Raw genomic sequence first — 17,697 nt, 5'->3', positions numbered from 1 at the left:
CGTCAGGCGTCAATGGCAGCGTCCTGCCTGAAGGTCTGATAGGATCGCCACGCCCTGCGTTGGTTGAAGTTGTAAGCGTCCGTTTTTAACGGACTTTTCACCTTTCGACGGGCATATTTGCGCGCTGTTTGAACATGACAATATCAAGAAGCCTGCTTCGAGCAATGCTTCACTTGGGGGAATGATGGATCTTTGGACCGCCGCTCAGGCATTGATTCTCGGGATTGTGGAGGGGCTGACCGAGTTCCTGCCCATTTCCAGTACCGGACACCAGATCATCGTCGCGGACTTGATCGACTTTGGTGGCGAACGGGCGATGGCCTTCAACATCATCATTCAGCTCGGCGCGATCCTCGCGGTGGTCTGGGAGTTTCGGCGCAAGATCCTTGATGTCGTGACTGGCCTGCCAAAGCAGCGTCAGGCGCAACGTTTCACGATCAATCTGCTGATCGCGTTTCTCCCGGCCGTTGTGCTGGGTGTGATCTTTGCCGACTTGATTCACGAATACCTGTTCAACCCCATCACCGTGGCGACTGCCCTGGTCATTGGCGGTGTCATCATGCTTTGGGCTGAGCGCCGCGATCACGTGGTGCATGCTGAAAGCGTGGACGACATGACCTGGCGTGACGCCCTGAAAGTCGGCTGCGCCCAATGTCTGGCGATGATTCCGGGGACTTCTCGTTCCGGCTCGACGATCATTGGCGGCCTGCTGTTCGGTTTGTCGCGCAAGACCGCTACCGAGTTCTCTTTCTTCCTGGCGATGCCGACCATGGTCGGCGCTGCGGTGTATTCGGGCTTCAAGTACCGGCACCTGTTCCAGCCTGCGGACTTCCCGGTATTCGCGCTGGGTTTCGTAGTGTCCTTTATCTTTGCCATGATCGCTGTGCGTGGGCTGCTCAAGTTCATTGCCACCCACAGCTATGCCGTGTTCGCCTGGTATCGCATCGTCTTCGGTATCCTGATTCTGGCGACCTGGCAGTTCGGCTGGATTGACTGGACCAGCGTGAACGGCTGACGAACATGGATCAGCGTATAAAATCGAACAAAACCGCAACCGCGAAACAGCATCCGTCGCGGTATCCGCGGGTGAAACTGGCGGTCTTTCTCGCCATTTGTGCGTTACCGGTGGCGGGCCTCACCTCGTTGCTGCTCAACGGGGTGTGGTTGCCCGGTGCGATCTATCTGGCGATGAGTCTGCTGGCATTCTTTCTGTACTGGCGCGACAAGCGTCATGCCAGAGCAAATGAATGGCGAACGCCGGAGAAGATCCTGCACGCAGTGGAGCTGCTGGGTGGCTGGCCGGGCGCGTTGGTGGCGCAACAGGCATTGCGTCATAAAACCCGCAAGCTGTCCTTTCAACTGGTGTTCTGGCTGATCGTTGTGTTGCACGAGGTGGTCTGGGTAGACCGCCTGCTTCTCGGCGGTAATTACCTGAGCAGGCATTTCTATTAAACAGTCACAGCTTCAAGCCGTCACAGCTTGAGAGCAACCTGCTGTTTCTTCGGCAGCTTGCTGACTACCAATTGATGGGATCGAGTCAGCAGCTCGCGCAATTCCTCATCGCTCAAGGAGTAGGGTGTGGCGACGCTGATCCAGTAAGCCCGCGCCAGATACGGCGCGGGACGAACGCCTGGCCTGTCGACATACCCGAGGAACAGATCGGGTCCTACCTTGAATGACAAGCCTTTGCCAGCCAGGTCCATCACCGCAAACATCTTGTTGCCAGCGACCGAAAACACCCGTGTGCCGCCCCATTTGTAATCTTCCCGAGCGCCCGGCAGTTGCAGGCAAAACCCGGCGACATCTTCAGTGTTCATTGGTCTGCTCCGTTGTCTTCAGAACATCGCTCCAGAGCGGTTCGTTTTTGAATGCAAGGCTGACATGTTCGATCCACGCGCGCACGGCGGGGAGCATGCCTCGGCGCTGCGTGTACGCGGCCTGAACATTGCCGCTTGGGAGTGACCAGTCGGGCAACAGGCGGATCAACTGACCACTCGCAAGTTCTTCATGGCAGTTCATCAGCGGCAGCAATGTGATGCCCAGGCCCTGTACGGCTGCATTCTTGCGAATAGGAAAGTCATCCACCACCAGACGCGGCTCAATAGCCACCTCGCAACGCTCGCCATGGCTGTGCAGCAACTGAAAATGCACTTTGCGATCCGCCTCGATGGCGCCTAATGCCAGCAAGCTGCCAAGGTCCTGAGGGTGCGTGATGCTGCGTCCGCTGATTAATGCAGGGGAAGCTACCAGTACGGTGCGGGCGGGGTACAGCTGCCGGACAATCAGGCTCGGATCTTCATCGCCAATGTCGCGGACCCGCAGCGCTACATCAATGCCCTCATTCACCAGATCAACCCGGCGATTCACCAGAATCAACTCCAGTTGCACCAGCGGGTGGCGGATCAGGAATTCATTGACCACCCCGGACAGGTTCCAGTGTGTCATCCCCACCGGGCAAGACACCCGCAAACGCCCTCGGGGCTCAGCCGAAAGCGACGCAACGGCTTCGTCGGCCATTTCCGCTTCTAGCAACATCGCCTGACAGTGGCTCAGGTAACGTTCACCCACAGCGGTCAACGCCAGTTTGCGCGTAGTGCGCTGCAGCAGGCTCACGCCCAGACGCAGCTCAAGCTCGGCAATGCGCCGGGACAGGCGGGATTTAGGGATGCCCAGCAGACGTCCGGCAGCCGCGAAACCGCCGAATTCCACCACTTTGGCGAAGTAATAAAGATCGTTGAGGTCTTGCATGCTTAAACTGATTGTCCTGTGTGTAGAACGAACTATCGCATTTATGCCGACTAATCAGCGATTGGATTGCGCTGTAGGATTATCCCCACTTGATCGCCAGCTGGCGACTTTTCAATTGGGAAGCACGTTATGAAACTTTTGCACATCGATTCCAGCATCCTCGGCGATCACTCCGCGTCTCGCCAGCTCAGCCGCAACGTTGTTGAAGCATTCACCGCTGTAGAGCAGAACGCACAGGTAACTTACCGCGATCTGGCCAGCGATTCTCTGAACCACTTTTCCCCGGCAACACTTGCCGCTGCGGGAACCCCTGAAGAAGGCCGTGATGCCGCGCAGAAGCAGGAAGTCGCTAACAACGAGCAAATTCTGCAGGAATTCCTCGACGCTGACGTGGTTGTGATTGGTGCGCCGGTTTACAACTTCACACTGCCTACGCAGCTCAAAGCCTGGATTGATCGCATCGCAGTTGCCGGTCGTACGTTCCGCTATACCGAAACCGGCCCTGAAGGTCTGGCTGGAGGCAAGCAGGTGATCATCGTTTCCACTGCCGGTGGCGTGCACGTTGGCCAGCCGACCAGCGTGGGTCATGAGGACTACCTCAAGGTTCTGTTCGGTTTCATTGGCGTGACTGATTTGAAATTCGTCTTCGCTCATGGTCTGGCTTACGGCGACGAACCACGTGCCAATGCGCTGACTGCTGCGCAAAAGCAGATCAAAGAAGAGCTGTTCGCGACGGCCTGATGGCGTCGGCGGGTCTGACGACTGCGCCTGCCACAGGCTTGCAAAAAAACTCCGGCGTCCATTGGGCGCTGGAGTTTTTTGCGTTATGGACCACGCTGATCAAACAAAAATGCAACGTTTGCCGCCCGCGAGGCTCTTACAGCGGGTAATACATGACTCAATCGGAACAGTTGAATCTTCTCCGATCGTTTCGCCCGATTCACGAGAAACGGATGATTGGAATTTATGACGACACCGGACAAGCAGTACGTAGAGTGGCTGGTTGAACAATCAATGCTCAATGCCGCACGCCAGCGCGCCAGGTTGTATTCGGGGCAGGGCAGATTGTGGCAGCGCCCTTTCGCCGAATCCCGGCCCCGAGACGCGTCGGCGATTGCCTCCGTCTGGTTTACTGCTTATCCGGCGTCAATCATCACTCGCCCTGGCGGCTCTGTCCTTGAAGCCCTGGGCGATGAAACCCTTTGGCATGCCATGTCGGAAATCGGTATTCAAGGCATCCACAACGGGCCGCTGAAAACCTCCGGTGGCCTTCAGGGGCGGCAACATACGCCGACTATCGACGGCAATTTCGACCGTATCAGTTTCGGCATCGACCCTGAATTGGGCACCGATGCGCAATTGCTCAGCCTGAGTCGCATTGCTGCTGCGCATAACGCGGTGGTGATTGATGACGTGATTCCGTCCCACACCGGCAAGGGTTCTGATTTCCGTTTGGCAGAAATGGCCTACGAGGACTATCCGGGCCTCTATCACATGGTGGAAATCCGTGAGGAAGACTGGCAGTTGCTGCCGGACATTCCGGCGGGTCGCGATGCGGTGAACCTGATGCCTGAGGTAGTGGATGCCCTGAAGGACAAGCACTACATCGTGGGCCAGTTACAGCGGGTCATTTTCTTCGAGCCAGGCGTCAAGGAAACCGACTGGAGCGCCACGGGTATTGTCCAGGGCGTGGACGGCAAGGCGCGGCGCTGGGTGTATCTGCACTACTTCAAGGAAGGTCAGCCTTCACTGAACTGGCTGGACCCAAGCTTCGCAGCTCAGCAAATGATCATTGGTGATGCGCTGCATTCCATTGACGTCATGGGCGCGCGGGTTTTGCGTCTGGATGCCAATGGCTTCCTCGGCGTGGAGCGCAAGGCTGAAGGTAATGCCTGGTCCGAGAGTCACCCGTTGTCGATTACGGGTAACCAGCTATTGGGGGGCGCGATCCGCAAGGCGGGCGGTTTCAGTTTCCAGGAACTGAACCTGACCCTGGATGACATCGCGTCGATGTCCCACGGCGGCGCCGATCTGTCATACGACTTCATCTCGCGCCCGGCCTATCAGCACGCACTGTTGACGGGCACCACCGAGTTCCTGCGTTTGATGCTGCGTCAGGTTCACGCGTTTGGTATCGATCCGGCGTCGCTGATTCATGCGCTGCAGAACCATGACGAATTGACACTGGAGCTGGTGCATTTCTGGACGCTGCACGCCCATGACACGTACCACTATCAGGGCCAGACGCTGCCGGGCAACATCTTGCGCGAACATATCCGCGAGGAAATGTACGAGAAGCTGACAGTCGAGCACGCTCCGTACAACATGAAGTTCGTCACCAACGGCGTGTCCTGTACCACCGCCAGCATCATTACGGCTGCGCTGGGTATCCGCGATCTGGACGCCATTACGGAAGAAGACATTCAGAAAATTCAGCACATTCATTTGCTGCTGGTGATGTTCAACGCGATGCAGCCCGGCGTATTTGCATTGTCCGGGTGGGATCTGGTTGGCGCATTACCGGTGCCTGCCGAGCAGGTTCAGCATTTGATGCAGGATGGCGACACCCGCTGGATCCATCGTGGCGCTTACGACCTGGTCGAGCTGGACCCTGACGCGGAGTTCTCTGCGGGTAACATGCCGCGCTCCCGCACCCTTTACGGCAGTATCATCAGCCAGCTACAGCGCCCGGATTCATTTGCCTCGCAACTCAAGAAGATTCTTGCTGTGCGTCGGGCTTATGACATCGCTGCGAGCAAGCAGATTCTGATTCCGGACGTTGAACACCCAGGCTTGCTGATCATGGTCCACGAGCTGCCAGCCGGGAAGGGCACGCAGATTACTGCGTTGAACTTCAGCTCCGAGCCGATTGTGGAAACTTTGCATCTGCCAGACATCGCGCCCGGCCCGGTGGTAGACATCATCAACGAACGGGTCGAAGGGGATCTGACTGAACAGGGCGAATTCACCATCACTCTGGATGCCTACGAAGGCCTGGCATTGCGGGTGGTAAGCGCATTCCCGGCGTTCTGATTGTCGGTTTCTGCACAGACTTTGCGGCTCCGTTGACGAAATGACGACATATCTGGCCTGATAATGCCCCGATGTAAACCGTCAACGGAAGCTGCATGGATATCAAACACAGTCTCAAACAGCGCATCGTCATCGTTTTCACGCTGATGAGTACTCTGGTTGCCTTGATCTTTGCGGCAGGCATTGTCGTTACCGTTCACCTGGTAGGCAAAAAGTTGACCGCACTTTCAATGAATGGCGACCTGCACAGGTTGCTGTTGATGGACGACGTCGCCAACTGGACTCACCGTCCGGAAAAGGATTCGTTTTTCTACATACAGGACGCGTCCGGCCTCTTCGCAATGCCCGAGAGCCTCAAGCCATTGAAACCCGGCTTTCACCGGATCAAAAAAGACAATGTCGATTATTACGCCATGGTGGATATGGTCGACGGTCGTCAGTACGTATTGCTGCGGGATCAGACCGCAACCATTCAGCGCGAGCGTATTCTGTTCGCCATCGTGCTGGTCGGGTTCGTCCTTAGCGTCTTGTTGGCGTTACTACTGGGCCGACTCCTGGCGCAACGGGTCATGGCGCCGGTGGTGAAGCTGGCGGGCGAGGTGCGTGATCGTGACCAGGCCATGGATGCGGCGCCGACACTGGCAACGAATTATGCTCATGACGAAGTCGGCGAGCTGGCGGTGTCTTTTGATGAAACCCTGGGCCGTCTGCGTGCTGCCTTGACCCGGGAAAAGATGTTCACCAGCGACGTCAGCCACGAACTGCGCACTCCGTTGATGGTGTTAGCCAGCTCTTGTGAGCTGCTGCTGGAAAATCCTGCCGTTGATCCGCGCTCCCGTAACCAGGTGTTAAGAATATCCCGCGCCAGTGAGGGTATGCGCCAACTGGTGGAAACCTTCCTGTTGCTGGCGCGGATCGACACCGAAGTACCCGGCCACGGTCCACGCGCAACGCTGGTTACGGTCGCCGACGAGTTGGTGGACATGTGGCGCAAACCCATTGAAGAAAAAGGCCTGACCTTGCGTTACGAGCCGGGTGTCGGCTCGGATCGTTTATATAACGCAACGCTGCTGCACTCGGTCATGAGCAATCTGCTGCGCAATGCCTGGCATTACACCGACGAAGGTTTCATCTTTTTGAGCTTGAAGGGTGATCGCTTCTCCGTGGAGGACAGCGGCATCGGCATACCCCTGGAAAAACAACAGGCCATGTTCCAGCCTTTTGTCCGGGGCGATGAGCAGCGCGGCGAAGGGCTAGGCCTCGGCCTTTCCCTGGTGCAGCGCATCTGCGTCCACCAGGGCTGGTCGGTCAACCTTGAAAGCCGGATACCGCAGGGATGCTGTTTCGAGGTGAGCTTGTCTGCCTCAGCAGTGTCCGCAGATAGACCCGATAGCGTCCGTAAGCCGGCTTCAGCAAGCCAGCCCGCCTAGGTACTGATACGTAAAGTCGCAACCTGAACAACCTATTTATCTTGAGAGCAGCTCTGCATGACCACTCTGAAAATCACTGCCGGCGGATACGAGTTTCTCGCTGAAACCCATCCTGATGCGCCGCACACCGTTGCTGCGTTTCTGAAGTTGCTGCCTTACCGGCAGAAGCTGATCCATGTGCGCTGGAGCGGCGAGGGCTGCTGGGTTCCACTGGGTGAGTATCAGTTGCTGCTGAACGATCAGCCGATTGGGTTCGAAAATCACACCAGCCACCCTTCAGTGGGCGACATTCTTTTTTATCCGGGCCCTTACAGTGAGACTGAAATCCTCATCGCCTACGGCTCGTGCTGCTTTGCCAGTAAAATGGGCCAGTTGGCCGGTAACCATTTCCTGACCATCGTGCAAGGCAAGGAAAACCTGCGTGCCCTGGGCGTGAAAACCCTGTGGGAAGGCGCGCAGGACGTGCTCTTTGAGCAGGTCTGAGTCGCCCGGTATGATGACTCAACTCGCTGAATCAATACCCAACGCAGAGGACAGCCGCACCTGTGCGCGCGGCGCTTTTCTTGCTGATGCCGGATTTGCCGATGCCGTTCTGGAGGCGTTGCCCGCAGATGCGTCGGCACGACGTTATTTCCGCCTGCAAGGTGCCGGGCTGTTGCTGATGGATTCGCCGCCACGCAGCGAACCCATCGCGCCATTTGTGCAGGTGGCCGGTTATCTGCACAGCATCGGACTGTCAGCCCCGGGCTTGCGCCAGGTGGATGAACAGGCCGGACTGGCGTTGATCGAGGATTTTGGCAACGCCACGTACACTCGGCTGCTGGCTTCAGGGCATGCGGAAGAAGCCTTGTACGGTCTGGCCGTCGATGCGCTGGTGGCTTTGCATCGGGCGCCCGCCAGCACCGGGTTGCCAGTCTACGATGCGCAGAAATTGAGCGCTGAATGTGCACTGTTCATCGATTGGTATGCACCGTTGTTGATCGGCAAAGAGGCCGCTCTGGCGCTGCGTGGACGCTATCTCGAACTGTTTGCCGAAGCCTGCCGTGACGTGGCCGAACGCCGTGAAACGCTGGTGCTGCGTGACTTTCACGTGGACAACCTGATGCTGCTCGACAGTCGCCAGGGCGTGGCGGCTTGCGGCCTTCTGGATTTTCAGGACGCGTTGGTGGGTTCAGCAGCTTATGACCTGATGTCGTTGCTGGAGGATGCGCGTCGCGACATGTCCGAGCCGCTGCGCGCAGCATTGTTCAGCCATTACCTGATGCAGCGCCCGGAACTCAATGTGCCGCTGTTCGTTGATGATTACCGGCGGCTCGCCGCGCAACGGCATGCCAAAGTACTGGGTATCTTCGTGCGCCTGGCCGGGCGTGACGGCAAGCATGGCTACCTGGCGCACCTGCCGCGAACCCTGCGCCTGTTTGTGCAAGCGCTGAGGGCGCCCGCGTTCAATGAACTGCGGGAATGGCTGGACCTGAACGTGCCAGGCTGGCGCGATGACTTGTCTGCCCAGACTCTGGATGAGTTGCGAACCACGCCTTATCGTCAGTGACAGGCTTTCGATTGTCCGGGTCCTAGCCTGCAAAGGCACGCCACAGGGCCCAGGCAATCAGCAGCCATATCAGCACAATGCAGGTTATGGTCAACCACTGGCCTTTGAGCTGGATTCGCTTACCGGCCATGGCCTCAGCTTCAGGTCGGCAGCGCTGTTGCAGATCATCCGGAATCAGCCGCAGGGCGAGGGCGATGCCCAGCGGTAAAAGAATCACATCATCCAGAAAACCCAGCACCGGGATGAAATCCGGAATCAGGTCGATAGGGCTCACGGCGTAGGCCACCGTCACCAATGCGACGATTTTTGGTAGCCAAGGCATGTCGGGTTGACGGCAGCAGAGCCAGAGCAGAATCAGATTGGCTTTGAGGCGGCGGGCCCAGAGTTTCAGGTGGTTGACGGTGTTGCCGATCATCAAGCGGGCTCTTCGTGCGGGATGTTATGACGTTTTGAATTGATCCAGATCCCGTAGGTGCTCGTGAGCTCCTACAGACGGTATTCTTCAATTCAGATTCAAAGGCTACCGAAACAAACCTGCTCATGAAACACAAAGGGCAGGTCCGGTAGCGACGTGAATTCGCGGATCAATGTTCGATATTCTGCATCAGGGTCCAGATCAGCGAACTGTTCTGGCCAGAAGATTTTTGCCAGCCATTGTGCCCCGACGATGTTGAAAACGCTGTTGTAAAACTGGTGATTGAGGCCCTGTACGCATGATTTTGGCGACTTCGCAGTGGCGGCAAAGCCGGGACGGGACATCAAACGCTGCATTTCGCTGTTGATCCGTTCCGTATTGGCACCGTAGCCAAAAGGTATCGCGGTGACGCCGTTGCGCAAACGCTGTGTGCCCGTCATCAAGTAAACGTCGGGTTTGCTCAGGATCAGGGTTTCCAGCGCCACATCGGCTGATTCGCTGCGCAAGTAGCGGGAGCCAAGGTTGATTGCACCGATGTCCTCGATCAGCAATCCCCAACCGGCACGGGCCTGAGTGTGGCAACAGCCGCCAGATCCGGCTTGCCCGGCTCGGGCTTCGACGAACACTTTAGGCGCCGGCAGATCAGCGGTTTTCTCGCGCAGCTCTGCCAGTTGGCGACGATAAACCTGCAAATACGCTTCGGCGTTGTCTTCTTTACCCAATACACGCCCCAGCAATTCCAGACTACGGGGCACGTTCACTAATGGGTCCAGCTCGTTGTCGACGTAGATCAGCGGAATGTCCAATCGCTCAAGTACGCTGTTGAGTACCGTGTTTTCGATGGCTGCCCGACCACTGAGCCGGGCAATGACCAGGTCCGGGTGGGTGCGCAACAGGCTTTCGATGTCCAGCTGGCCTGTGTCGGGGAAATCCAGGTCCTTGATCTGTGCAGCGTGCGGCCAGCGTTGACTGACCACATTCCACAGGCCAGGGTCGGAACTGGCGAGATTGTTATCCCAGGCAATCACCCGGGCCAGCGGGTTTTCGCGTTCCAGCAGGGCCAGCGACAAAAGGGTATTGCTGTCCTGCAACACGATACGTTGCGGAGCGTGGGCCAAAGTGACGCTGCGCCCGGCAAGATCGATGACGGTGAGAGGATAGTTGGCGGCTTGAGCTGCAGAGCAGAGTAAAAACAGCAGGCCCAATGTCCTCAATGCCACGTCCCTTAAAAAAACGCACGAAGTCACTGACACCCCCCAATACCCCTGTGGGAGCTGGTCTTGCCCGCGATAAGGCTGCACGAGATATACCTAATATCTGCGGTGCACTTATCGCGGGCAAGCCCAGCTCCCACAGATTTCGCGTCATCCAGTGGGTCCGTTGTTGGGGAGAGCTGCAATATGCGCTTCATGCCACAGACCCATCCACATGAATCTGCACCCGGCCCTGGCTGCAGCGCTCGACCCGCGCCTGGACCCGATAGACCTGCTCCAGCATGGTCGGCGTGAGGGTATGTTCGGGTGTGCCCGCTACATTCAGGCGGCCACGCTCAAGCACCATGATCTGATCGGCCCAGCGCGCCGCCAGGCCTAGGTCATGGAGGACAACCACGACGATCCGGCCTTGATCGGCTAGTTGGCGGACCATGCTCATCACGTCGTTTTGATAGCGCAAATCCAGCGCACTGGTGGGTTCGTCGAGCAGCAACAAACGTGGCTGGCGAATCACCGCTTGAGCGAGGCTGACCATTTGCCGTTGTCCACCGGACAGACTGTCCAGGGGTTGCAGGGCCAGATGCAGGATGCCCAATTGTTCAAGAACGGCGCAGGCCTTGTTTTGTTGTTCCCGGGCGCTGCCGACTGTGGCCAGTGAGTCGCCCCCGCGCAAGGCGCCGAGCAGGGTTTCCAATACGCTCAAGGCAATGCCATCGGGCAAGGTCTGGGGCATGAAGCCCAGAACAGCAGCGCGTTCGCGACGCTTGCAACGCAGCAGATCGAGATCACCCAGACGAATCTCTCCCGTCGCCGACAATAGCCCGGCAAGGCTGCGCAGCAGAGTCGATTTGCCTGCACCGTTAGGGCCCACCAGCGCTACGACTTGACCCGGCGCAATATCCGGCAGGTCAATGCCATGCAGCACCGTGCTGTGTTTGTAACCAACAGTCAGATTACGTACCGTCAACTGGCTCATGTCCGGCCTCGCTTGAGAATCAGGCTCATGAACAACGGTACGCCGACGACGGCGGTTACGATGCCGATGGGCAGTACCACGCCCGGAATCAGCTGTTTGCTAACAATGGCCGACAGCGACATGATCAACGCGCCCATCAAGGCGCTGACCGGCAGAAAGAAACGGTGATCTTCGCCAATCAGCATGCGGGCAATGTGCGGCCCCACCAGCCCGATAAAGCCGATGGTCCCTACGAATGCCACCGCGGTTGCGGCCAGTAGACTGATACGCAGCAACGCCCCTAACCGTAACCGGGCAACATCAATGCCCAGCGTTTCGGCACGCTCGTCGCCCAGTCGCAGCGTAGTCATCTGCCACGACGCGCGCAGGCTGAATGGCAACACCAGAAAAAACACCACGGCCAGGGTCTGCACTGCAGGCCAACTGGCGCGGCTCAGGCTGCCCATGCTCCAGAACACCAGTTGTTGCAAGGCATCTGCCGAGGCCAGGTATTGCAGCAGCGCAACCATGGCATTGAAGCTGAACACCAGCGCAATGCCAAACAGCACCAGCGACTGCACGCCGCCAGTGAGGCTGGCGACGGCCTGTAACAACAGCACCGACGCAAAAGCGAAGATGAACGCATTGGCGGTAATCAGCCAACTGCCGGGCACGCCGGGAATTCCCAGATCCAGCACAATGGCCAGCGCCGCGCCAAAGGATGCTGCCGATGACACGCCCAGGGTAAACGGACTGGCCAGCGGGTTATTGAGGATGGTCTGCATCTCGGCCCCGGCCAACGAAAGCGCCGCGCCCACCAGCACGGCCATCAGCGCGAACGGCAGGCGCAATTCGCGGACGATCACCTGAGTATCCGGATCAACGCTGACCGGATCGAATATTGCCAGCAAGACTTCACTGGCAGCGAACCGGGTAGTGCCCAGCGTGATGTCCGCCACCAGACACGCCAGTAACGCGAGCACAAGAGCGCCACAGATCCACAGGCGTTTACGCAGGATTTTGTTGTAGGCGACCTGCAGTGTTTCAGCGTTCAGGGCAGGTTGGGAACGACTCAAAACTTCGCACTCACGCTGGCGATGAACGAGGCGGGTGCGCCCGCGTAGTTACCGTCGGTATTGGCTGCGGTTTCGATATATTTGCGATCCGTCAGGTTGCGGCCTTTGAGTGAAACCCGGATGTTTTCGTCGATGTCGTAGAACACGCTGGCGTCGATCCTGGCGTAGCCGCTCACGTCGTAGCTGTTGTCGATATCGCCCTGACGTTCGCCCACGGCGATGACGCCCGCGCCGAAGCCGAGACCTTTCATGGGGCCGTCTTGTAGCTGGTAGCTGGACCAGATCGAACCGCTGAGGATCGGTACGCCGTCCAGACGGTTGCCGGTTTCGATTGTCGTGTCCTTGGTGACTTTGGCGTCCAGTGCGCTGACGTTACCGATGATTTCCCAGCCATCCAGAGGAGTGCCGCTGACATCGAGTTCAGCCCCGCGCACGCGCTGCTCGCCAGTCTGTACCGAGTAGTTGTCGTCTGTGGGATCGGTTGCTGCCACATTCTGCCGGGTGATCTCGAATACCGACAATGTGGCGCTGAGGCGGTCAGGGATCAGGTCAAACTTGGCGCCAACTTCATACTGCTCACCTTCCTCAGGGTCCAGAGGGCTGCCGTTGCGCTGGGTGTCACTCTGCGGAGTGAATGAAGTGCTGTAGCTGGCGTAGAGTGCCAGCCAGTCAGTGGGCTGATACACCAGGCCCAGTCGAGGTGAAACTTTGGACGGGTCCAGGTTGGTTGGGGTCGACACACGACCCAGGCCCGTGATGGGATTGACGACGGTCGTCGTATTACGCTGCCGCGTATCGTCGTAGCGCGCCCCCACAATCAGCTTCCACTGTTCACTCAGATCGATCTGATCCTGCAGATAGAAGCTGTAGGCTTCCAGTTGATAATCGGTTTCTTCGTTGAATGAGAACGGGCCGGGCCGGGCGCCATAAACCGGATTGAAAATATCGATCGAACCCAATGTTGCTCGATCCGTAGCCACGTTGCGCTTGCCGTCGATGTACTCGAAACCTGCCAAAGCTGTGTGTTTCAGGCCACCGGTGGCGAAGCGGGCAATGGCTTCGAACTGCATGTCCAGCGTCTTTATGCGCTCGTCGCCATCGGTTGCACGACGAGCAAGGGTGCGGTTGTCGTCCTCCAGTCCGCGCAAATCCACGACATAACGATTCTTGTGGGACTGATCCCAGCGGGTCATCTGGCGAAGGGTCAGCCAGTCATTTACATCGTGCTCGGCGCGATACCAGACCGACACCTTGTCCGCCTTGTCCCGCGACCAGGGTTCATGCAGATAGCGATCGGCATTCATGTTGATCTTGCCGTTGACCGGGATTAGCCCTCGATCAAAAGGACTGGTCTGGTTGATGTATTCCAGGCCCGCATCCACACGCGTGACATCGCTGGGTTCCCAGCGCAGGGTCGGGGCAACGTAGATGCGTTTGCTGTCGCGGAAGGTGTCGCGAAAACCGCGTTCGGTCTGGGTTGCGACTGTCATGCGCCCAGCCAGGGTTTTGGCTTCGTCCAGAGGGCCGCTGGCGTTGGCTTCAAGCCGATAGAAGTCATAAGAACCTGCCTGCGCCTTGACCTCGGCTTCCGGGGTGAAGCTCGGCTGGCGGGTCACCAGGTTGATCAGCCCACCCGGATTGCCACGGCCATAGAGCACCGACGCGGGCCCCTTGAGGACTTCGACCCGCTCGACGTTGGCCAGATCGCGCAACGCTTCCGGGCGCGACACCAAGGGGTTGATCAACATGCCATCCACCGCATAAGTGGTGGCTTTGAACCCGCGGATGATGAAGCTTTCGGAAGAACCGCCATGGCTGTTGCCACGTTGCACGCTGCTGACGTTGGTCAGGGCATCGCCGAGGTTATTGACCTGCTGATCTTCAAGCACCTGGCGGGAGACCACCTGAATGGATTGCGGAACGTCGCGCAGGGCGGTGTCTGTCTTGGTCCCGGTGGCGCTGCGGGTTGCGCGATAGCCCTGCACCGGGCCGTTCGCATGTTCGATATAACGGTTGGAGGTAATGGTCGACGGCGCAAGGTTGATTGAGCCGCTGGCAGGCTGCGCAAACAGCAGAAGAGTGCGGTCTTCAGTCAGCGACCAGCCCAAACCTGAATCCCTGAGCAACCGGGTCAACGCTTCTCGCTCACTAAGCTCGCCGTTAACTGCTGGTGCGGTTTTGCCGGTCGCCAGTGCGGCGTCAAAACTCAGCTGTAACCGGTTCTGTCTGGCGAATTGCGCCAGCGCCGAAGCCAGCGGTTGTGCGCTCATGCTGTAACGGGCAGTACCCGGACGTTCAGAAGCTTCGGCAGCCCAACCGTTGCCCATCGGCAGCATGATGAGCAGGGCAAGAGACGGCAATGCAGGTAGGCGTGGCATCAATACGATCCTTCATACGTCTTGATTACGTTTGCGAAAAATTCTCAAACAGATGATCAAAGACGTAGCCCTTCGGGATTTTTTTCAAGGACGGGCGAAAAAAAACAAAATAACTGACAGTGCAGGTGTCCCCATGACACCGCGCTGTAGCGTTGCAAACACGGCTTTCTGTGGGAGTGAGGCTTGCCCGCGATAAGGCTGAACACGGTTTACTTTAGATGGCGTCCAGCCGTATCGCGGGCAAGCCTCGCTCCCACAAGGATCTCATTCATTCAGGATAATTAGTCGACAAAAACAAACCCCAGGCACTTGCGCCCACCCGATTAACGCGCAACCTTAGCCGCTACTGTTTGTGATCTCCAAACAATCCTTCTGATAGCGGGGCAGGAATGGACCGTTTTGATGCCATGCTGGCATTCGCCCGGGTCGTGGAAGCGGGGAGCTTTACCAGGGCGGCTGACACGCTGCACATGAGCAAGACCACGGTGACCCAACTGGTTCAACAACTGGAAGCCAGGCTGCGGGTCAAATTGCTCAACCGCACCACGCGCAAGGTCAATGTCACTGCTGACGGCGCGGTTTACTACGAACGCGTGGTACGGCTGCTGGCGGACCTGGATGACGCAGAGACAAGTCTCTCCAGCGCAGCGTCATTGCCCCGAGGTCGGTTGCGAGTGGATGTACCCAGCCCGCTGGCCAGAATGATCCTGATGCCGGCACTGCCCGGTTTCCATGCAAGATACCCGGATATTCAGATCGATATGGGCGTCAGTGATCGCAAAGTCGATCTGATTGGCGAGAATGTCGATTGCGTGGTCCGCGGCGGTGAACTCAGCGACCTGTCACTCATGGCTCGCCGGGTGGGTGATTTGCAGCTTGGAGTGTACGCGGCGCCAGCTTATCTGCAGCGTCTCGGTACTCCAGTTCACCCTCGCGAGCTTGAAGAGTCTGAGCACCGGATCATCGGTTTCCTGTGGGCGCGCACGGGTAAAGCCTTACCCTATGCCATGCACAACGGCACCGAACGTCTGACGATTAATGGCCGTTACGTGTTGGCGGTGGACGATGGCAATGCGTATCTTGCGGCAGGACTGGCAGGCATGGGCGTGCTCTGGCTACCGGACTATATGGCAAAACAACACATGGCAAGCGGTGAGTTGGTCCCATTGTTCGAACGCTGGAGAATGGAACCCATGCCGCTGTATGTAGCGTTTCCGCCAAACCGGCATATCAGTATTAAAGTCCGGGTATTCATCGACTGGGTTGCAGATCTGATGGCGCAACACGGCCCGGTCGGCGATCGATACGCGATTGATGAGACGGAGAACCGGACGACATGACTGAGCGACGTCAATTCAGTGGTGGCATGAAGGGCAAGAATCTTCGCTATCTTGGAGATGAGTCAACAGCTTCCCGTCAGGCAAAAGCCGGATTCTTGTTGCTCGAACATTTCTCGCTTCCTGCATTCACCCAGGCGCTGGACACCATCATCACCGCAAATCTGCTGCGTCCCGGCTTGTTCGCGACCTGTACCTTTGGCTTGCAGGAGGGCGAAGTGGTCAGTGATCTGGGGCTGGTCATTCGACCTGATGTGCGGCTGACAGCTGCCGGCATAAACGGTCTGGATTTGCTGGTTGTCTGCGGCGGCTACCGGACCGAACTCAAGCATTATCCCGAGTTGACAGCGTTACTGAATACGGCGGCAGAGCAGGGTACTGCGCTGGCGGGTTTGTGGAATGGTGCGTGGTTTCTGGGTGTCGCGGGTTTACTCGACAGCTACCGTTGCGCGATTCACCCGGAACACCGTCCCGCGCTGGCTGAAATCTGCAAGATTACCCATGTCACCAGCGAGCCGTTCGTGGTGGACCGGGATCGTCTGACCGCCGCAAGCCCGTCGGGGGCTTTTCACATGGCGTTGGAGTGGATCAAGACCCTGCATGACAAAGCGCTGGTCGAAGGCATCGAGGACATTCTGTCTTTTGAAGAGTCTCGTTATAGGCGTATCAAGACTTCGGCGCATCTATCGGTCAGCGCGCCGTTGCGTGAGGTGGTGAAGCTGATGGACGCCAACCTCGAAGAACCGCTGGAAATGGAGCAACTGGTGAAGTACTCCGGTCGCTCCCGTCGTCAGGTCGAACGCTTGTTCCGGGAACAGCTGGGCACCACGCCGCAGCGCTATTACCTGGAATTGCGCATCACCGAAGCCCGGCGTTTGTTGCAGCACACTGAGATGTCCCAGGTTGAGGTGCTGGTCGCCTGCGGATTCGTCTCGCCCAGTCATTTCAGCAAGTGCTACAGCGCGTTCTTCGGTTACCGGCCATCGAAAGAGAAGCGGCTGGTTCGTTAGTGTCTTTCATGAGCGCAGTTTTGGTAGACGGTGCCTCAGTGTCCAGGGCACCGCGCTGTCTCGCGGCAAGCATAAGGCCTGTAGGAGCTGCCGAAGGCTGCGATCGCGGTGTGTCAGGATAAATGTTTCGCAGCCTTCGGCAGCTCCTACAGAAAATGCACTTCAATCCAGCGTTTGCATGTTGTTTGATGAGATTGAACTTGTTCGCGAAAGGACCAGTACATCCACAGCAGATGTATGGCTTTGAACACCGCCTTCCCAAATGAATCCGGTCCCACAGGGTATTCGTGATGCTTGCGATGGCCAGCAAACGTCACCGCCATGCAAACCCAATCCCGTGGGAGCGAATTCATTCGCGAAAGGGCCATTACATTCGCAGCACATGTATGGCCTGAAATACCGCCTTCCCGAATGAATTCGGTCCCACAGGGTATTCGTGATGCTTGCGATGGCCAGCAAACGTCACCGCCATGCAAACCCAATCCCGTGGGAGCGAATTCATTCGCGAAAGGGCCAGTACATTCGCAGCACATGTATGGCCTGAAATACCGC

Annotated in this window: 16 protein-coding genes; 9 read left to right on the top strand and 7 right to left on the bottom strand. The window is 57.8% G+C overall.

The genetic code is table 11. From position 1 onward, the window contains the following. The first annotated feature begins 184 nt into the window (after nt 1–184). Both KDX30_RS24340 and KDX30_RS24335 read left to right on the top strand, forming a co-directional pair. The gene (locus KDX30_RS24340) at nt 185–1,015 is read left to right on the top strand and encodes an undecaprenyl-diphosphate phosphatase (protein WP_027901213.1); all 831 of its coding nucleotides are present in this window, start codon (nt 185–187) and stop codon (nt 1,013–1,015) included. Nucleotides 1,016–1,020: 5 nt separating this feature from the next. Continuing rightward, nucleotides 1,021–1,452 (top strand): DUF1294 domain-containing protein, encoded by a 432-nt coding sequence (locus KDX30_RS24335; protein ID WP_231677707.1) that lies wholly within the window; start codon nt 1,021–1,023, stop codon nt 1,450–1,452. 20 nt (nt 1,453–1,472) lie between these two features. Here the strand turns inward: KDX30_RS24335 and KDX30_RS24330 are convergent, their stop codons facing one another. Both KDX30_RS24330 and KDX30_RS24325 read right to left on the bottom strand, forming a co-directional pair. Next, nucleotides 1,473–1,817: an MmcQ/YjbR family DNA-binding protein gene (locus KDX30_RS24330; protein ID WP_122398042.1), complete on the bottom strand. Its 345-nt coding sequence runs from the start codon at nt 1,815–1,817 to the stop codon at nt 1,473–1,475. Then, entirely contained in the window at nt 1,807–2,748 is a 942-nt protein-coding gene (locus KDX30_RS24325; RefSeq protein WP_099271310.1) for a LysR substrate-binding domain-containing protein, read from the bottom strand. The genes KDX30_RS24330 and KDX30_RS24325 overlap by 11 nt, the downstream gene beginning before the upstream one ends. A 129-nt stretch (nt 2,749–2,877) precedes the next feature. Between KDX30_RS24325 and KDX30_RS24320 the strand changes: the two genes are divergently transcribed. The 5 genes from KDX30_RS24320 to KDX30_RS24300 all read left to right on the top strand — a co-directional run bounded on the left by KDX30_RS24320 (nt 2,878) and on the right by KDX30_RS24300 (nt 8,760). Beyond that, nucleotides 2,878–3,489, top strand: coding sequence for an FMN-dependent NADH-azoreductase (locus KDX30_RS24320; protein ID WP_122398044.1), 612 nt, complete (start codon nt 2,878–2,880; stop codon nt 3,487–3,489). A 225-nt stretch (nt 3,490–3,714) separates the two neighbouring features. Continuing rightward, complete coding sequence (gene treS, locus KDX30_RS24315) at nt 3,715–5,781, top strand: maltose alpha-D-glucosyltransferase (protein ID WP_231677706.1); 2,067 nt, start codon at nt 3,715–3,717, stop codon at nt 5,779–5,781. 95 nt (nt 5,782–5,876) lie between these two features. Further along, the gene (locus KDX30_RS24310) at nt 5,877–7,211 is read left to right on the top strand and encodes a sensor histidine kinase (protein ID WP_231677705.1); all 1,335 of its coding nucleotides are present in this window, start codon (nt 5,877–5,879) and stop codon (nt 7,209–7,211) included. A 57-nt stretch (nt 7,212–7,268) separates the two neighbouring features. Further along, nucleotides 7,269–7,694, top strand: coding sequence for a DUF3830 family protein (locus tag KDX30_RS24305; protein WP_027901218.1), 426 nt, complete (start codon nt 7,269–7,271; stop codon nt 7,692–7,694). Between the two features lie 10 nt (nt 7,695–7,704). Continuing rightward, nucleotides 7,705–8,760, top strand: a complete 1,056-nt coding sequence (locus KDX30_RS24300) for an aminoglycoside phosphotransferase family protein (protein ID WP_231677704.1) — start codon at nt 7,705–7,707, stop codon at nt 8,758–8,760. 22 nt (nt 8,761–8,782) lie between these two features. Here KDX30_RS24300 and KDX30_RS24295 read toward each other — a convergent pair whose 3' ends face one another. The 5 genes from KDX30_RS24295 to KDX30_RS24275 all read right to left on the bottom strand — a co-directional run bounded on the left by KDX30_RS24295 (nt 8,783) and on the right by KDX30_RS24275 (nt 14,798). Next, on the bottom strand, nt 8,783–9,175 hold the full coding sequence (locus KDX30_RS24295) for a YkvA family protein (protein WP_231677703.1): 393 nt from the start codon (nt 9,173–9,175) through the stop codon (nt 8,783–8,785). A gap of 98 nt (nt 9,176–9,273) precedes the next feature. Beyond that, the gene (locus KDX30_RS24290; RefSeq protein ID WP_231677702.1) at nt 9,274–10,389 is read right to left on the bottom strand and encodes an ABC transporter substrate-binding protein; all 1,116 of its coding nucleotides are present in this window, start codon (nt 10,387–10,389) and stop codon (nt 9,274–9,276) included. 193 nt (nt 10,390–10,582) lie between these two features. Further along, complete coding sequence (locus KDX30_RS24285) at nt 10,583–11,365, bottom strand: ABC transporter ATP-binding protein (RefSeq protein WP_027901222.1); 783 nt, start codon at nt 11,363–11,365, stop codon at nt 10,583–10,585. Then, nucleotides 11,362–12,399, bottom strand: coding sequence for a FecCD family ABC transporter permease (locus KDX30_RS24280; protein ID WP_231677717.1), 1,038 nt, complete (start codon nt 12,397–12,399; stop codon nt 11,362–11,364). The genes KDX30_RS24285 and KDX30_RS24280 overlap by 4 nt, the downstream gene beginning before the upstream one ends. Nucleotides 12,400–12,416: 17 nt before the next feature. Next, complete coding sequence (locus tag KDX30_RS24275; protein WP_231677701.1) at nt 12,417–14,798, bottom strand: TonB-dependent siderophore receptor; 2,382 nt, start codon at nt 14,796–14,798, stop codon at nt 12,417–12,419. 389 nt (nt 14,799–15,187) lie between these two features. Here KDX30_RS24275 and KDX30_RS24270 point away from each other — a divergent pair, with 389 nt between their 5' ends. Then, nucleotides 15,188–16,138, top strand: coding sequence for a LysR family transcriptional regulator (locus tag KDX30_RS24270; protein ID WP_231677700.1), 951 nt, complete (start codon nt 15,188–15,190; stop codon nt 16,136–16,138). Continuing rightward, nucleotides 16,135–17,145, top strand: a complete 1,011-nt coding sequence (locus tag KDX30_RS24265; protein WP_231677699.1) for a GlxA family transcriptional regulator — start codon at nt 16,135–16,137, stop codon at nt 17,143–17,145. The genes KDX30_RS24270 and KDX30_RS24265 overlap by 4 nt, the downstream gene beginning before the upstream one ends. Nucleotides 17,146–17,697: the final 552 nt, after the last annotated feature.

The sequence above is a fragment of the Pseudomonas quasicaspiana genome (assembly GCF_021147825.1).
Classification (GTDB): domain Bacteria; phylum Pseudomonadota; class Gammaproteobacteria; order Pseudomonadales; family Pseudomonadaceae; genus Aquipseudomonas; species Aquipseudomonas quasicaspiana.
The sequence above is the reverse complement of the archived record's forward strand: the minus strand, read 5'-3'. Positions and strand labels throughout refer to the sequence as shown.

What these genes read in the sequence shown, in the direction of transcription:
- KDX30_RS24330 (WP_122398042.1), bottom strand. Translation starts at nt 1,817, where the DNA reads ATGAACACTGAAGATGTCGCCGGGTTTTGCCTGCAACTGCCGGGCGCT.
- KDX30_RS24295 (WP_231677703.1), bottom strand. Translation starts at nt 9,175, where the DNA reads ATGATCGGCAACACCGTCAACCACCTGAAACTCTGGGCCCGCCGCCTC.
- KDX30_RS24265 (WP_231677699.1), top strand. Translation starts at nt 16,135, where the DNA reads ATGACTGAGCGACGTCAATTCAGTGGTGGCATGAAGGGCAAGAATCTT.
- KDX30_RS24310 (WP_231677705.1), top strand. Translation starts at nt 5,877, where the DNA reads ATGGATATCAAACACAGTCTCAAACAGCGCATCGTCATCGTTTTCACG.
- KDX30_RS24335 (WP_231677707.1), top strand. Translation starts at nt 1,021, where the DNA reads ATGGATCAGCGTATAAAATCGAACAAAACCGCAACCGCGAAACAGCAT.
- KDX30_RS24325 (WP_099271310.1), bottom strand. Translation starts at nt 2,748, where the DNA reads ATGCAAGACCTCAACGATCTTTATTACTTCGCCAAAGTGGTGGAATTC.
- KDX30_RS24270 (WP_231677700.1), top strand. Translation starts at nt 15,188, where the DNA reads ATGGACCGTTTTGATGCCATGCTGGCATTCGCCCGGGTCGTGGAAGCG.
- KDX30_RS24275 (WP_231677701.1), bottom strand. Translation starts at nt 14,798, where the DNA reads ATGCCACGCCTACCTGCATTGCCGTCTCTTGCCCTGCTCATCATGCTG.
- treS (WP_231677706.1), top strand. Translation starts at nt 3,715, where the DNA reads ATGACGACACCGGACAAGCAGTACGTAGAGTGGCTGGTTGAACAATCA.
- KDX30_RS24340 (WP_027901213.1), top strand. Translation starts at nt 185, where the DNA reads ATGGATCTTTGGACCGCCGCTCAGGCATTGATTCTCGGGATTGTGGAG.
- KDX30_RS24285 (WP_027901222.1), bottom strand. Translation starts at nt 11,365, where the DNA reads ATGAGCCAGTTGACGGTACGTAATCTGACTGTTGGTTACAAACACAGC.
- KDX30_RS24305 (WP_027901218.1), top strand. Translation starts at nt 7,269, where the DNA reads ATGACCACTCTGAAAATCACTGCCGGCGGATACGAGTTTCTCGCTGAA.
- KDX30_RS24320 (WP_122398044.1), top strand. Translation starts at nt 2,878, where the DNA reads ATGAAACTTTTGCACATCGATTCCAGCATCCTCGGCGATCACTCCGCG.
- KDX30_RS24300 (WP_231677704.1), top strand. Translation starts at nt 7,705, where the DNA reads ATGATGACTCAACTCGCTGAATCAATACCCAACGCAGAGGACAGCCGC.